Origin of the sequence: Bacteroides sp. 3_1_23, assembly GCF_000162555.1 — a bacterium.
Taxonomy (GTDB): Bacteria; Bacteroidota; Bacteroidia; order Bacteroidales; family Bacteroidaceae; genus Bacteroides; species Bacteroides ovatus.
Window position 1 is genome coordinate 1 of record NZ_GG774954.1, and the last position, 15,675, is coordinate 15,675.

10 protein-coding genes and 2 rRNA genes are annotated in these 15,675 nt (G+C 42.6%); 9 read left to right on the plus strand and 3 right to left on the minus strand.

Features of this window, described 5'->3' with window-relative positions; genetic code table 11:
* Positions 1–453, plus strand: a 23S ribosomal RNA gene (locus HMPREF9010_RS0124580); the annotation flags it as partial.
* Between the two features lie 77 nt (positions 454–530).
* Positions 531–641: ribosomal RNA gene (gene rrf / locus HMPREF9010_RS08810) — 5S ribosomal RNA — on the plus strand.
* A 73-nt stretch (positions 642–714) separates the two neighbouring features.
* Here rrf and HMPREF9010_RS08805 read toward each other — a convergent pair.
* Both HMPREF9010_RS08805 and HMPREF9010_RS08800 read right to left on the minus strand, forming a co-directional pair.
* Positions 715–2,505: a glycoside hydrolase family 15 protein gene (locus tag HMPREF9010_RS08805; protein ID WP_004323567.1), complete on the minus strand. Its 1,791-nt coding sequence runs from the start codon at positions 2,503–2,505 to the stop codon at positions 715–717.
* Positions 2,506–2,517: 12 nt separating this feature from the next.
* A complete protein-coding gene (locus HMPREF9010_RS08800; RefSeq protein WP_008649962.1) occupies positions 2,518–4,791 on the minus strand; it encodes a bifunctional alpha,alpha-trehalose-phosphate synthase (UDP-forming)/trehalose-phosphatase in 2,274 nt (757 codons plus the stop codon).
* Between the two features lie 448 nt (positions 4,792–5,239).
* On the opposite strand from HMPREF9010_RS08800, the gene HMPREF9010_RS26785 reads away from it, so the two are divergent.
* From HMPREF9010_RS26785 to HMPREF9010_RS08770, 7 genes are all read left to right on the plus strand, one after another.
* Positions 5,240–5,320, plus strand: a complete 81-nt coding sequence (locus HMPREF9010_RS26785; RefSeq protein WP_073343870.1) for a potassium-transporting ATPase subunit F — start codon at positions 5,240–5,242, stop codon at positions 5,318–5,320.
* Between the two features lie 31 nt (positions 5,321–5,351).
* Positions 5,352–7,058, plus strand: a complete 1,707-nt coding sequence (gene kdpA / locus HMPREF9010_RS08795) for a potassium-transporting ATPase subunit KdpA (protein WP_004306395.1) — start codon at positions 5,352–5,354, stop codon at positions 7,056–7,058.
* Between the two features lie 18 nt (positions 7,059–7,076).
* Positions 7,077–9,110 (plus strand): potassium-transporting ATPase subunit KdpB, encoded by a 2,034-nt coding sequence (gene kdpB, locus HMPREF9010_RS08790; protein WP_004306396.1) that lies wholly within the window; start codon positions 7,077–7,079, stop codon positions 9,108–9,110.
* Positions 9,111–9,126: 16 nt separating this feature from the next.
* Entirely contained in the window at positions 9,127–9,699 is a 573-nt protein-coding gene (locus HMPREF9010_RS08785; RefSeq protein ID WP_004306397.1) for a K(+)-transporting ATPase subunit C, read from the plus strand.
* 118 nt (positions 9,700–9,817) lie between these two features.
* Entirely contained in the window at positions 9,818–10,582 is a 765-nt protein-coding gene (locus tag HMPREF9010_RS08780; protein ID WP_004306399.1) for a hypothetical protein, read from the plus strand.
* Positions 10,583–10,666: 84 nt separating this feature from the next.
* Positions 10,667–11,797, plus strand: a complete 1,131-nt coding sequence (locus tag HMPREF9010_RS08775) for a sensor protein KdpD (protein ID WP_008649967.1) — start codon at positions 10,667–10,669, stop codon at positions 11,795–11,797.
* A 19-nt stretch (positions 11,798–11,816) separates the two neighbouring features.
* Entirely contained in the window at positions 11,817–13,256 is a 1,440-nt protein-coding gene (locus HMPREF9010_RS08770) for an ATP-binding protein (RefSeq protein WP_032852846.1), read from the plus strand.
* Between the two features lie 79 nt (positions 13,257–13,335).
* Here the strand turns inward: HMPREF9010_RS08770 and HMPREF9010_RS08765 are convergent, their stop codons facing one another.
* The gene (locus HMPREF9010_RS08765) at positions 13,336–15,663 is read right to left on the minus strand and encodes a Gldg family protein (protein WP_008649969.1); all 2,328 of its coding nucleotides are present in this window, start codon (positions 15,661–15,663) and stop codon (positions 13,336–13,338) included.
* Positions 15,664–15,675: the final 12 nt, after the last annotated feature.

Below are 15,675 nucleotides of genomic sequence, written 5' to 3' on the forward strand. Positions count from 1 at the left end.
GGATAAAGGTACTCCGGGATAACAGGCTGATCCCTCCCAAGAGCTCATATCGACGGAGGGGTTTGGCACCTCGATGTCGGCTCGTCACATCCTGGGGCTGGAGAAGGTCCCAAGGGTTGGGCTGTTCGCCCATTAAAGTGGCACGCGAGCTGGGTTCAGAACGTCGTGAGACAGTTCGGTCTCTATCTATCGTGGGCGTATGAAATTTGCGTGGCTCTGACACTAGTACGAGAGGACCGTGTTGGACTGACCGCTGGTTTACCAGTTGTGCCGCCAGGTGCATTGCTGGGTATCTAAGTCGGGATTGGATAAGTGCTGAAAGCATCTAAGTACGAAGCCAGCCACAAGATTAGATTTCTTAGGGTCGTCAAAGACGATGACGTTGATAGGATGCAGGTGTAAAGGTGGTAACATCAAAGCCGAGCATTACTAATTGCCCGTTCACTTTCTTTCGGACATGTACCGGTTGGGTATATACGTTTAGCTTGCTAGACACTGAAGTTTTACTTTTCATCATGTCATAACCTTATTCAGGTGGTTATAGCACGAGGGTTCCACCTCTTCCCATTCCGAACAGAGAAGTTAAGCCTCGTCACGCCGATGGTACTGCGTAACAGTGGGAGAGTAGGTAGCCGCCGTTTTTAAGAAGCCCCTTGATTCATTTTGAGTCAAGGGGCTTTCTGTTTTTTTATCACTTCTGAATTAGGGCCTTCTCTAAGGCCGGATAAAAGATAACCTCTTCTCTTCTTCTGCAAATAAAATAGCTGTATTTACTAATGCCAGATGTGAATATGCCTGCGGGAAGTTGCCCAACTGTTCTTTGGTTTCGAAATCAATATCTTCACTAAACAATCCGAGGTGATTGGAATATTTCAGAACTTCGTCAAACAGGCAGCGTGCTTCTTCTTTATGGCCGGTTACAAACAATGCCCGTATAAGCCAGAATGTACAAATCGTAAAAGCAGAAGTAGGCAACCCAAAATCGTCTTTGCTGTTATAGCGATACATAAGTCCTTTATGGAAAAGGGCTTTCTTGACTGCTTCCACTGTTTTATGATAGCGTATATCATCTGCTTCTATAAATCCATAGGGTTCCATCAATAGTAATGAGGAATCCATTGCTTGATTATTATATGTCTGTGTGAAGCTTTGAAGTTCCTTATTCCAGCCATATTTCATCACATCTTTCTTTATTTTTTCGGCTTCCAGTTGCCAACGTTCGCTATAATTATATTTGTTAAGCATTTGAGCGATTTTAGCTCCGCGATCTAAAGCTACCCAACACATCACTTTGGAAGAAACAAAGTGTTGTCCTTCTCCCCGGATCTCCCAGATTCCCTTATCGGGCTTTCTCCAGTTTTCTACTACTTTTGCTAAAATGGTCTTTACCATTTCCCACATGTCTTCAATTTCATCCAGTGTGCCGGGCATGAGGCGATAATATTGGTAAATCAGGTCCATCAGGTAACCAAAAGAGTCGTTTTGTTTCTGATGGTATGCATCATTTCCTATTCGTACAGGTTTGGAGTTCTTATAACCGGATAGATGGTCGAGTATCACTTCGGTTAGTTGGTGCTCGCCCCGGATGCCATACATAATTTGATAATCATGTTTGGAAACGAATGTGGATTGGATAAATTTCATAAAGCGTTTGGCTGCACCGGTATGTCCGATTTGAAACATGGTTTCGATGGACATGGAAGCATCCCGAAGCCAGCAGAAACGATAATCCCAGTTGCGCACTTCTCCTACAGCTTCCGGAAGGCTTGTCGTTAGTGCTGCCAGCACAGCTCCGTTGTGGTAGGACATTAGTTTCAGAACCAATAAACTCCGTTCGATTACGTCATTATATAGAGTGTATTTCTTGCTTCTGTCTGTCCAGTTCAGCCAATATACCAGCGTACGGCAATATTCTATTTTCTCCCTTTCTATGTCGATTGGGATCACTTTCTCGTTATAGGAGAGCAGGAGAAATTCGTCTTTCTCAAGAATGATTTCTTTTTTCTCTTTGATGTCCTGAAGAGACAGGGAAGCATATAAATATTGTCTGTCCTTGTTGTCGAAGGAGCAGTAGGATTCGATATACTGTGGAGTGATATTAAGGATCACTTGTCCCTGCGCATAGTTCGGGGCCGGATGATAGTTGATCTTGAAACGCGGTTTCCCTTTTATCCAATGTATGTAGCGGTATAATTCGGCAGGTAAATAATGCCCTGTTTCGTCTTGTGAACGATAGCAGGGCATATAGTCGAGCACTACGAATTCTCCTTCATCGGAGGAGAATTGGGTAGAAAGAATATTGGTGTGGGGGACATAATTTTGTGTGATGCGATAGTCTCCGGAAACTTCGAATCCGAAAGCTCCTCCTTTCTCCCGGTCGAGCATACTGGCAAAAATAGAAGGAGAATCGAAATCGGGAAAACAGAGCCATTCGATATTTCCGTTCTGCGAAATGAGAGCTGCCGTTCGGCAGTTACCTATCACTCCATAATTTAAATTATTCATATTGATTGCTTTTTATTGAGTTTTTAATAGATCTTTGAGAAAGTCGAAAGCGAAAGTCAGGCGATTCTTAATACTTCCTTCTTTTGTGGCAGTTTTTTGTTTGCCTAGTAAAGACCGTAAGAAAGGAAGTACGTCAGATTGGGCAGACAGGTGATAGTTGGCGGCTTCGGATACGCTACCTATTTTAATGGTGATAGCGCTCATCGGCAATGCCTGAAACATATCTTCATCTGTAGTGTCGTCTCCCATCGCTATAACAAAATCATAACGTCTGTTGGCTAGCAGACGCCCCACCTCCGAACCTTTATTGCAATCCGGTGATTTGATTTCGATCACTTTATTTCCTTGTAGAATTTGTAGTTTCTGCCGGGTACAGAGCGAAATCAGCGTGTTGACGAGTTGTTGGGCTCTTAATGTGCCGAGCCATGCGTCACTTTCACGATAATGCCATGCCAGGGCAGTTTCCTTCACTTCCAGATGGGAACGGGGAGTACGGTCTACAAACATTTGAAGAATAGAGAGAATACCTGCTCCCCATTCTATCTTCTTTATGTTTTTATGCCAAACCCCGTTCTCTTTGTAGAAAGCCCCATGTTCGGCAGCCATAGACACAGGAAGGGAGCCAAGCCATTTTTCTAATGTAAAGTGATCCCGCCCGCTATTGATAACAATATGATTGGCGGGATCGCTAGCCAGTTGTTGTAGAATAGAAATGAGTTCCGGTGTAGGTTGTGCATCCTCGGGACGTGGTTTGAGAGCCGTCAGTGTACCATCATAGTCCAGCAGAATCAGGCGTTGTTTGGCTTGGTTATACTTGAGCTTGATTTGTGCGATGGTGGCAGCTACGATGCGTTTTTTCCGTAACATATCATTTTTCATACATGTCGCGTTCAGTTCATTGACAAAGTCGGCTGCCCATTTGTTGACTGTCTGTACGGACAAAATGCTTTGCATACGTTGCAGGCGTTGTTTTTGTTCCTCTTCGGGCATTTCAAGTGCCTGGCAAATAGCATTTTCTATTTGTTCTGTATCGTTCGGGTTGATTTGGATAGCGTCCGTCAATTCTACGGCGGCACCTGCCATTTCGCTAAGGATAAGTACACCGGGATTGTCGCATTTGGTAGCTACGTATTCTTTGGCTACCAGGTTCATGCCATCTCGAAGTGGAGTGACGAGAGCTATGTCGGCTACATAATACATGGCGGTCAGTTCTTCCAGTGAAAAGCCGTGGTAGAAATAACAGACGGGAGTCCAGTTCATTGTAGAGTAGCGTCCGTTAATAGAGCCGATTTCTTCGTCGATCTTTGTTTTCAGTTCCGCATAGCTGCCTACATGGTCACGTGAAGGGACGATGACCATTGCTAACGTAACCTTGCCATGATATTCGGAATGATGTTCAAGGAAGGTGGCGAAGCCATGCAGGCGATGCAGTATTCCTTTACTGTAGTCCAATCTGTCTACCGACAAGATTAGTTTATGCTCGCCGAAAAGTTTCCGGGTACGTTCAATAGCTTGGTGCACTTCTTTATTTTCCGAGGCCTTATGATAAGATTCATAGTTGATTCCCATTGGTAATGCCTCTACTCTGGTCACCCGGTTGTTGATCTGTACTTCATCCAATTTAAAATCGAGATGTAATACACGTTCTACAGCACTGATGAAATGACGCATATAGTCGTGGGTGTGGAAAGCAATGAAGTCGGCTCCTAATAAGCCTTTCAGTATCTCGGCGCGCTCCGGCAGAATACGAAAAAGTTCGTAGGAAGGGAACGGGATATGATGGAAATATCCGATACAGAGTTCCGGATATATTTTCCTCAACATTCCCGGAAGTAGCATCAACTGATAATCCTGTATCCATACTTTGTCGCCGGGACGTACCAGTCGGCAAATCTCCTCACAGAAAAGACGGTTGACTTGCTGGTAGGATTGCCAAAAACAGTTCTTATATAAGGTATAAGCATAAAAGTAATGGCATAAAGGCCAGATAGTACTGTTACTGTATCCTTCGTAGTAATTTTCAATTTGCTTTTCCGACAAGAAGACCGGATGAAAATTCATTTCCTGTAGTTTCTCGTTAATCTCCTGTTGGTCCTTTTCTTCATTGGCACATATTCCGGGCCAACCTATCCAGTGCTTCTCATAAGAAGTCTGAAGAGAATCCAAACCTGTTGCCAGTCCGCCTTCGCTACGCGAAAATGCGAATTTACCGTTTGTGCCGGCTACTTTGACAGGTAATCTGTTTGCAATAATATAAAGTTTCATATCTATCTCTTTGCAAAGCATATACCAATAGACCTATATTAGTTGTTAATCTCTTATTATCAGTGTATTATAAGTATTATGTTTCCTTCTCTTGCCTTTTCAAAATGAAAATCCCCCTTTCAAAGTGATAATTTGCTTATTTTTTCTCTTCTGAAATTCTGGAAAAGTACAAAGCTTTTCAAAATAGAATCCTTTTTTCAAAATGGAAGGGTATGTTGGATGGATAGAAAGTTTCTTGTGATGTGTATTTTGTTGAATATTAGTCTGTTATCTGTTGTGTGTTTTTTGTGGCACGCATTTGGCATGAAGGGTGGCGAGTAAAAAAATAATAGTAATCATTTAAAAGGTAAAAACATGGGAATAACACTATCATTTATTTTCTGCCTGTTAAGCGGTTTCGCTTGTTTCTGGCTATTTTGGAAATGTGTAGACTGGTTTGAGAATATTTAAAGAAAAAGGAGAATTGATTATGTACACAGCATTATTCGTATTAGGTATTGCGATCTTCGGTTATTTGATGTACGTGCTCGTCAAACCCGAAAAGTTTTAAAGTAACACACACAGTTTAAGGTAAAAAATATATGAATACAGAAATTTTAGGCGTGGTTGTTCAGATAGCCTTGATGGTGATTCTGGCTTATCCACTGGGAAAATACATTGCCAAGGTCTACAGAGGAGAAAAGACCTGGTCTGATTTTATGGCTCCTATCGAAAGAGTCATTTATAAAGTTTGTGGAATCGACCCCAATGAAGAAATGAACTGGAAACAATTCCTGAAAGCATTGTTGATTTTGAATGCTTTCTGGTTTTTCTGGGGAATGGTACTCTTGGTTTCACAAGGATGGTTGCCCTTAAATCCGGACGGCAACGGACCGCAGACTCCGGATCAGGCATTCAATACCTGTATCAGTTTTATGGTGAACTGTAACTTGCAGCACTATAGCGGTGAAAGCGGACTGACTTATTTTACTCAACTGTTCGTCATCATGCTATTCCAGTTTATTACCGCAGCAACAGGTATGGCTGCTATGGCAGGTATTATGAAGAGTATTGCTGCAAAAACAACCAAAACGATTGGTAACTTCTGGCAATTTCTGGTAATAAGCTGTACACGTATTTTATTGCCTCTTTCTCTGATTGTAGGTTTTATCCTGATTCTTCAGGGAACCCCGATGGGATTTGATGGTAAGATGAAAGTGACTACGATGGAAGGCCAGGAACAAATGGTTTCTCAAGGTCCTACGGCTGCAATTGTTCCTATCAAGCAATTAGGAACGAATGGTGGTGGTTACTTTGGTGTAAACTCTTCTCATCCGTTGGAAAACCCGACTTATCTTACTAATATGGCAGAATGTTGGTCTATCCTGATTATCCCGATGGCAATGGTATTTGCGCTAGGATTCTATACCCGCAGAAAGAAGTTGGCTTACAGTATATTCGGAGTAATGCTTTTCGCTTTTCTGGTAGGTGTATGTATTAATGTCAGTCAGGAAATGGGCGGTAATCCACGCATTGATGAATTGGGAATTGCGCAGGATAATGGTGCGATGGAAGGTAAAGAAGTTCGTTTGGGGGCCGGAGCAACGGCATTATGGAGTATTGTAACTACTGTAACCTCTAATGGCTCTGTGAATGGTATGCATGATTCTACTATGCCGCTGTCCGGAATGATGGAGATGCTGAATATGCAGATTAACACCTGGTTTGGCGGTGTAGGTGTAGGATGGATGAATTACTATACATTTATTATCATTACAGTGTTTATCAGCGGTTTGATGGTAGGACGTACGCCGGAATTTCTCGGCAAGAAAGTGGAAGCCCGCGAAATGAAAATCGCTACGATTGTAGCTCTGCTTCATCCGTTTGTAATTTTGGTATTTACAGCACTCTCAAGTTATATTTATGTGCACCACCCTGATTTTGTGGAAAGTGAAGGTGGATGGTTGAACAATTTGGGATTCCACGGTTTAAGTGAGCAACTTTACGAGTACACTTCTTGTGCTGCCAATAACGGTTCCGGTTTTGAAGGTTTGGGAGATAATACTTATTTCTGGAATTACACGTGTGGTATCGTTCTGATTTTGAGCCGTTTTATTCCTATCGTCGGACAGGTTGCCATTGCCGGGTTACTGGCACAGAAAAAATTCATTCCGGAAAGTGCCGGCACATTGAAGACCGATACTTTGACTTTCGGAGTCATGACATTTGTGGTTATCTTCATTATTGCTGCGCTGTCATTCTTCCCGGTACATGCATTGAGCACAATTGCTGAACATTTAAGTTTGTAATACTGAATTAGAGAAGATATGAAAGATAATAAATCAGCTTCTTTGTTTCCAAAGGAGCAAGTTATAGAAAGTTTGAAACAGTCATTCGTGAAACTGAACCCGCGGATGATGATAAAGAACCCGATTATGTTTACAGTAGAAGTGGCTACAGTGGTCATGCTGCTCGTAACGCTCTACTCCATTGTAAACTCTTCACAAGGTTCGTTTGCTTACAATATTGCCGTGTTTATCATTCTGTTTGCAACCTTGTTGTTTGCCAATTTTGCTGAAGCTATTGCCGAAGCACGTGGTAAAGCACAGGCCGATAGCTTGCGTAAGACTCGTGAAGAGACACCGGCTAAGAAAGTGGAAGGCAATAAAATCGTTACTGTCAGTTCTTCACAGTTGAAGAAAGGAGATGTATTTGTTTGTGAGGCTGGAGACGTGATTCCTTCCGATGGTGAGATTATTGAAGGCTTGGCTTCTATTGATGAAAGTGCTATCACCGGCGAGTCTGCTCCGGTTATTCGTGAGGCAGGTGGCGATAAGAGTTCTGTAACGGGTGGTACGAAGGTATTGTCCGATCATATAAAAGTAATGGTGACTACTCAACCGGGAGAAAGTTTTCTCGACAAGATGATTGCACTGGTAGAAGGTGCTTCCCGCCAGAAAACCCCGAATGAGATTGCGTTGACTATTCTGTTGGCAGGTTTTACGCTTGTTTTCGTCATAGTGTGTGTTACCTTGAAACCGTTTGCCGACTATAGTAATACGGTCATCACCATTGCTTCGCTTATTTCTTTGTTTGTGTGTCTGATTCCGACAACTATCGGTGGACTTCTCTCTGCTATCGGTATTGCCGGTATGGACCGCGCGCTTCGTGCCAACGTGATTACTAAATCCGGTAAAGCAGTAGAGACTGCCGGTGATATTGATACGTTGTTGCTGGATAAAACAGGTACTATCACAATCGGTAACCGTAAAGCAACTCATTTCCATACGGCTCCGGGTGTCAATTTGCACGATTTTGTGGAGACTTGTCTGTTGTCTTCCTTGTCCGATGAAACGCCGGAGGGTAAGTCTATCGTAGAACTGGGACGCGAGTCGGGCATCCGTATGCGTAACCTGAATACAACGGGAGCGCGTATGATTAAGTTTACGGCTGAAACTAAATGTTCGGGAGTAGACTTGGCAGATGGAACACAGATTCGTAAAGGTGCTTTCGATGCTATCCGTAAGATGGTGGAAGGTGAAGGAAATGAATTTCCGAAAGAAGTGGAAGAGATCATCTCTTCTATCTCTAGCAATGGTGGTACGCCGTTGGTAGTATGTGTAAACAAGAAAGTGACCGGTGTCATTGAGTTGCAGGATATTATCAAACCGGGTATTCAGGAACGTTTCGAACGTCTGCGTAAGATGGGAGTGAAGACGGTCATGGTGACAGGGGATAACCCGTTAACTGCAAAATATATTGCTGAAAAAGCCGGTGTGGATGATTTTATCGCTGAAGCTAAACCGGAAGATAAGATGGAATATATCAAGAAGGAACAGCAGGCTGGTAAATTGGTTGCAATGATGGGAGACGGAACGAACGATGCTCCTGCTCTGGCACAAGCCAATGTGGGTGTAGCCATGAATAGCGGTACACAGGCAGCAAAGGAAGCCGGTAATATGGTCGACTTGGATAACGATCCGACGAAATTGATCGAGATTGTGGAAATCGGTAAACAATTGTTGATGACACGTGGTACGCTGACTACTTTCTCTATTGCCAATGACGTGGCCAAATATTTCGCAATTGTTCCTGCCTTGTTTATGATTGCTATTCCTGAACTGGCTGCTCTGAATATCATGCATCTGCATAGTCCTGAAAGCGCCATTCTTTCGGCAGTCATTTTTAATGCGATTATTATTCCGATTCTGATTCCGCTGGCTTTGCGTGGTGTGCAATACAAACCGATAGGTGCAAGTGCTTTGCTTCGCCGTAATCTGCTGATCTATGGTGTGGGTGGTGTGATTGCTCCTTTCGTGGGAATCAAATTGATAGATTTAGTAGTAGGTTTATTCTTTTAATTAAAAAACAATAGCAATGAAAACTTTATTGAAGTCATTAAAAATAACACTTGCTTTTTGTGTCTTTTTCTCCGTGTTCTATATCCTTATCCTGTGGGTGTTCGCACAGGTAGCGGGTCCTAATAAAGGAAATGCCGAGGTGGCTACGCTGGATGGGAAAGTAGTGGGAGCAGCCAATGTGGGTCAGATGTTTACAAAAGATATTTATTTCTGGGGACGTCCTTCTTCTGCCGGTGACGGGTATGATGCGACGAGTTCCGCAGGTAGTAATAAAGGGCCTACGAATCAAGAATATCTGGATGAAGTGAAAGCGCGTATTGATACTTTCCTTGTACATCATCCTTATTTGAATCGTGCGGATGTGCCTGCCGAAATGGTTACGGCCAGTGGTTCGGGACTGGATCCTAATATCACTCCTCAATGTGCGTATGTACAAGTGAAGAGAGTAGCACAAGCACGTGGATTAACAGAAAAACAAGTAAGAGCGATTGTTGATAAAAGCATAGAAAAACCGTTTTTGGGGTTGTTGGGAACAGAAAAGGTGAATGTCTTGAAATTGAATATCGCTTTAGAGGAAAGCAATAAGTAGATGAAGATTGAGCAGCGTTCCTGTCCGGACCGTTTGGGTTATGCCGCGGTTCAAATTAACAGGGTTGGATGGGGCGCTGCTTTTTTACAGGAACATAAAATAGAATTAGATAAGAAGTATGAAAAGTTTTTTTAGTAAAAAGAGTATTTTAGGAACAATGGCTGTAGCAGCCGTATGTATGTTGGGAACTAGCAATGCACAAGCACAAGAGTTTACTATACAAGGTGATTTGGTAAGTTCGTATGTATGGCGTGGTATTTATCAGGGGGGAGCCGCTTCCTTTCAGCCGACTTTGGGATTTAGCGTAGGTAATTTCTCGCTTACTGCATGGGGCTCAACCAGTTTGAGTGAGAGTAATAAAGAAATTGACCTAACCGCAGCTTATAAGTTTGGTGAAGCGGGACCGACACTTTCTGTAGCCACTCTTTGGTGGGACGGACAAGCTGATGTGGCTAATGGAGAACTTACCAATAATTATTTCCATTTTAAAAGTGGAGACACCGGACATCATTTTGAAGCAGGGTTAGCTTATACGCTTCCTATTGAAAAGTTCCCGTTATCTATCGCATGGTATACCATGTTTGCCGGTGCTGACAGAAAAACGACTGATGAGGGGGAGGAAAAGCAGGCATACTCTTCTTACGTAGAACTGAATTATCCGTTCAGTGTGAAAGGAGTTGATCTGAATGCTACTTGTGGAGTGGTTCCTTATAAGACTCCGCAGTATAATGTGAATGGGTTTGCAGTGACGAACCTAGCTTTGAAAGCAACGAAAGCAATAAATTTTAATGATAAGTTTTCATTGCCTATATTTGTACAGGCTATATGGAATCCACGTTTGGAGGACGCCCATTTAGTATTTGGCGTAACTTTAAGGCCATAAAATAAACTCATGAATTTTTGTGAAACCCGTGGTGATCGTGATGATTACTACGGGTTAGGATGTTTAAAATAACAGATTGACGTAATGGATGATAGAGAACATAATGTACAGTATTTTTTGGATCTGATAAAGAAGTCCCACCGGGGCAAATTCAAGGTCTATATCGGTATGATAGCCGGTGTGGGAAAGTCATATCGTATGCTTCAGGAGGCACATGAACTGCTGGAGAACGGTGTGAACGTGCAAATCGGCTATATCGAAACTCATGGACGCGCCGGGACGGAAGCATTGCTGCAAGGGCTCCCTGTCATTCCGCGTCGCAAAATCTTCTATAAGGGGAAAGAATTGGAAGAAATGGATCTGGATACGATTATCCGTGTCCATCCGGAAATTGTAATTGTGGATGAACTGGCTCATACCAATGTAGAAGGTAGCTTGAACGAGAAACGTTGGCAGGATGTGATAACTTTGCTGGATGAGGGAATCAATGTGATTTCGGCAATCAATATTCAGCACATTGAAAGCGTGAATGAAGAAGTGCAGGAGATTACGGGTATTGAAGTGAAAGAACGGGTGCCCGACAGTGTTCTTCAGGAAGCGGATGAGGTGGTGAATATTGACTTGACGGCAGAGGAGCTGATTGCACGTTTGAAAGCGGGTAAGATATATCGTCCGGAAAAGATTCAGACGGCATTGGATAATTTCTTTCGGACAGAGAATATTCTTCAGTTACGTGAGTTGGCTTTGAAGGAAGTAGCGTTGCGGGTAGAAAAAAAGGTGGAGAATGAGGTGGTGATGGGAGTAGCCGTCGGACTCCGGCATGAGAAGTTTATGGCTTGTATCAGTAGTCATGAGAAAACACCCCGGCGGATTATCAGAAAGGCGGCAAAGTTGGCAACCCGGTATAATACTACTTTTATAGCCCTGTATGTTCAGACTCCGAAAGAGAGTATGGATAGAATTGATCTAGCCAGTCAACGGTATCTGTTGAACCATTTTAAGCTTGTGGCGGAACTTGGGGGAGAGGTGGTGCAGGTGCAGTCGAAGGATATTTTGGGGAGCATCGTCAAGGTTTGTAAAGAGAAACAGATATCGACTGTTTGCATGGGAACTCCTAATTTAAGGTTGCCATACGCTATTTGTTCTATACTGGGATATAGAAAGTTTTTAAATAATTTGTCACAAGCTAATGTAGATTTGATTATACTTGCATAATATTAATCGTATGAACGTTATGAATATTAAAACGAAACTGATTCTCGGTATCGGAATGCTGGCCGGAATGATTATTTTGCTGGTAACACTTTCAGTTGTGAATCTTCAAATTCTGACAGCGACAGAACCTGATAGTCCTGCTGCTACGCCCGGATTGGAACGTGCTTTGTTATGGATTTCCGTAACGGGAGGAATCTGTATCTTGACCGGACTGATATTGCTTTATTGGTTGCCCCGTACTATCAGTAAGCCTATTAAAGAACTGAAAGAGGGAATTCTTGAAATAGCCAATCATAATTATGAGAAGCGTCTGCAGATGAATAATAATGAAGAATTCCGGGATGTGGCGGATAGTTTTAACCGGATGGCGGAGCGTTTGACCGAATATCGTGCCAGTACTTTGTCGGATATTCTTTCTGCAAAGAAATTTATTGAAGCAATTGTAAACAGTATAGATGATCCGGTGATCGGCTTGAATATGGAGCGTGAGATTCTGTTTATCAATGAGGAAGCACTGAATGTCTTGAATTTGAAACGGGAGAATGTGATTCGTCAATCGGCGGAGGAACTGGCTTTGAAGAATGACCTGTTGCGGCGGTTGATCCGTGAACTGGTGACGCCAAGCGAGCAGAAGGAACCATTGAAGATATATGCTGACGACAAAGAGAGTTACTTTAAGGCCTCTTATGTCCCTATCATTAATACGGAGGCTGAAAAAGGGGAACCCCGCAAACTGGGTGATGTTATTTTATTGAAGAATATCACGGAATTTAAGGAACTGGATTCTGCCAAGACTACATTTATCTCGACAATATCTCATGAACTGAAGACTCCGATTGCTGCTATTATGATGAGCCTCCAGCTGTTGGAAGATAAGCGTGTCGGTGCATTGAATGATGAACAGGAGCAACTGTCTAAGAGTATCAAGGAGAATAGCGAGCGTTTGTTGAGTATCACCGGAGAATTGCTTAACATGACCCAGGTGGAAGCCGGAAAACTACAGTTTATGCCGAAGATCACCAAACCGATTGAGTTGATCGAATATGCGATCAAAGCTAATCAGGTGCAAGCGGATAAGTTTAATATCCAGATAGAAGTGGAATATCCGGAAGAGAAAATCGGCAAACTCTTTGTCGACAGTGAAAAGATTGCCTGGGTATTGACAAATCTGCTAAGTAATGCTATCCGTTATTCTAAAGAAAACGGGCGTGTGATTATCGGTGCCAAACAGGATGAAAATAGGATCGAACTGTACGTTCAGGATTTTGGAAAGGGTATCGACCCGCGTTATCACAAAAGTATCTTCGACCGTTATTTCCGTGTGCCCGGAACGAAAGTGCAAGGCAGTGGATTGGGATTATCTATTTCCAAGGATTTTGTGGAAGCTCATGGCGGTACGTTGACGGTAGAGAGTGAATTGGGGAAGGGAAGTCGGTTTGTGATGCGGTTGAAAGCGTAGTTTTGAAGGAGTTTATGAAAGAATTAGACTTCCGACAGGCACAAAATCTGCTTGCCGGAAGTTTCTCTATTCTTTCTTTTTATCGTTTTCTTCTTCTCCAGCATATCCAAATGCCACACAGACCAATAATAAATGGAATGCCATAGCAATAGATAATTTTGATAGTGGATAGATCCATAGGAGTCAGGCTGATATCTTTGTCGAGATAAGGGGCTCTGGAAGAAGATACCGGAAATTCATTATAGCATAGCCAACGGAATGAACCGGGAATCATATTGAAGTTGAATGAATAGATACCCGGTCTTGAGCTTTTTTGTAGTTCGGCATTGCTGAAACAGTCTGCATCACCCAACACAATGATCCGTTGTTTTTTATCTTTGCCTTTTATCTTGCGGGTTAACGCTATTGCCGTGGGATAGGCTCCTAGCTTTTCACCTTGAAGAGAGTCCAAAGAAAGGGAATCATTCACAAAATCTTTTGTTTGATACTCAATCCATGTTTGTTGAGCGTTGCTTTGTAATAAAACTATTGGATGGAATTTTGTTGTATCGACAACTTCCAGAGCAACAGCCGATGGCATGGTGACTGCGCTATGCGTCTGCCTGTCAACCATACGTTTGTAGAAGCCTCCTATACTGTCGGCGGCTATCTGGGTAGCTTTCGCGAGAACGAGGTCTCCGGGATTAACATCAGAAGGTTGTGCAATGATTCCCGGCAACAGTTTTAAACCAACTTTCCGGAGTAAAGGATTCATTACTTCCTGACGTCCGACGTCTCCCATAATCATCATATTACCTCCGCGTTCAAGAAAACGATCTATGATTTCTTGTTCTTTGGAACTCATGGAAGAACGCATTTCAGCGATAAGTAATATATTGATATTACTTGGTATATCATTCATATCCTTCAGATTCAGTTCCACCAAATCAAAACCTTGATTAATCATGGAATAACGAAAGCGTCCATGTGTGGCAAAAAGTGAGTAATCCTGATCTCCCTTTTTAGTGGTGGAACGTTCCTGATGTCCTGTGATGGCGCCTACCTTCACAGGAGTAACAAGCATTTTCTTCAATGCTGCGGAGATTTCTGTTTCAGAGGGATGATATTCCATATCGTCGAACAAACGAAGGCGGGCTTGTTCACCGGACCCACGCTCTACAACACGTACAAATCGGTAGTTTTCTTTTGCCAAGTCTATTTTTTCTTTCAGTTCTTCGGCACTTTTCAGCTTTTGGGAATTGAAGTTCTTTTTCTTGGCAACTTCATAAGCTATCTCACGAATGTTCTTATTCGGATATTGGCGATAAAGGGCACTGTCTTTCGGTGTGGAGTAATAGTAAACATACTCCATCTTTATCTCCGGTTTGAAACGTGTGTACATTTTGAAGCGTGCCATATCCTCTTTTTGCTCTTTTGGAGAAGCGACATCAAATTCTTTATCGAAAATATTGACGTAAGTTGTGATTGTCATAGGTCCGGATAATTGCTTCATCACTTTCTGACTTTCTTCCGAAAGTGTACGTTGTTTGCTGCGGGTAGCATCATAAAAGCCCATCATTGCCGGACGGGAACTGACAAAGCCGATAACTATAATGGTACATACAGCTAAGGCATAGCGCATTGTTTTTGAAAGGAGTGAACGGTGTGTTTTTTCGTTGTTCAGTTTAATGACCGATAGCCAGAGGAATAATAAAATTACGGCAAGGAAATAGATAACGTCATCGCTACATATCAATCCTCCAACCATCTCACTGGCACGTCCTTTAATGGATAGCCAATAAGTAATTTCTCTAAAGAATATGGACTCCTGCCCAATTCCTCCCACATAATTGAGAAATGCTAATGCGGAAAGGGTGGCGACAGCTGCCACAACCTGGTAAGATGTGAGTGTGGTCATAAAGAGACCGATAGAACAATAGGTCAGTATCAACAGAAACATGGATAACAATCCCGCCAAGATAAGTGTAATATCGACATGCGGCACGGAGATAAACATTACGATTGTCGGTAGGGCAAGGATGATGACAAAGATCAGGGCGAATACCACCATTGATACAAACTTGCCGGTAATGATTTGGATACTATTTACCGGTGATGAATAAAGTAGTTTGATAGAGCCTGATGAATATTCACGACTCATCAAGTTCATGGTTAATAAAGGAATATACAGATAGATCGTTTCCTGAATTACTTCATATATTCCTTTGAGACCAAGGACAAAACCGGCTGTGACACTGAAAGTGATCGTGTTGCCCAATGCTTTTATTTTTACTATTTCCGTCAGGATATTCATAAAATCGAATCCTACCTGGCATGTAAATGCAATCAGTAGCAACCATGCGACCGGTGAGTAAAAGAGTACCGCTAGTTCGGTACGGGCTATTCTAAGTATAAGTTTTAAGTTCATCTTTTTCTCTTA

What these genes read in the sequence shown, in the direction of transcription:
- HMPREF9010_RS08765 (WP_008649969.1), bottom strand. Translation starts at nt 15,663, where the DNA reads ATGAACTTAAAACTTATACTTAGAATAGCCCGTACCGAACTAGCGGTA.
- HMPREF9010_RS26785 (WP_073343870.1), top strand. Translation starts at nt 5,240, where the DNA reads ATGTACACAGCATTATTCGTATTAGGTATTGCGATCTTCGGTTATTTG.
- HMPREF9010_RS08780 (WP_004306399.1), top strand. Translation starts at nt 9,818, where the DNA reads ATGAAAAGTTTTTTTAGTAAAAAGAGTATTTTAGGAACAATGGCTGTA.
- HMPREF9010_RS08775 (WP_008649967.1), top strand. Translation starts at nt 10,667, where the DNA reads ATGGATGATAGAGAACATAATGTACAGTATTTTTTGGATCTGATAAAG.
- HMPREF9010_RS08805 (WP_004323567.1), bottom strand. Translation starts at nt 2,505, where the DNA reads ATGAATAATTTAAATTATGGAGTGATAGGTAACTGCCGAACGGCAGCT.
- HMPREF9010_RS08785 (WP_004306397.1), top strand. Translation starts at nt 9,127, where the DNA reads ATGAAAACTTTATTGAAGTCATTAAAAATAACACTTGCTTTTTGTGTC.
- kdpB (WP_004306396.1), top strand. Translation starts at nt 7,077, where the DNA reads ATGAAAGATAATAAATCAGCTTCTTTGTTTCCAAAGGAGCAAGTTATA.
- HMPREF9010_RS08800 (WP_008649962.1), bottom strand. Translation starts at nt 4,791, where the DNA reads ATGCTTTGCAAAGAGATAGATATGAAACTTTATATTATTGCAAACAGA.
- kdpA (WP_004306395.1), top strand. Translation starts at nt 5,352, where the DNA reads ATGAATACAGAAATTTTAGGCGTGGTTGTTCAGATAGCCTTGATGGTG.
- HMPREF9010_RS08770 (WP_032852846.1), top strand. Translation starts at nt 11,817, where the DNA reads ATGAATATTAAAACGAAACTGATTCTCGGTATCGGAATGCTGGCCGGA.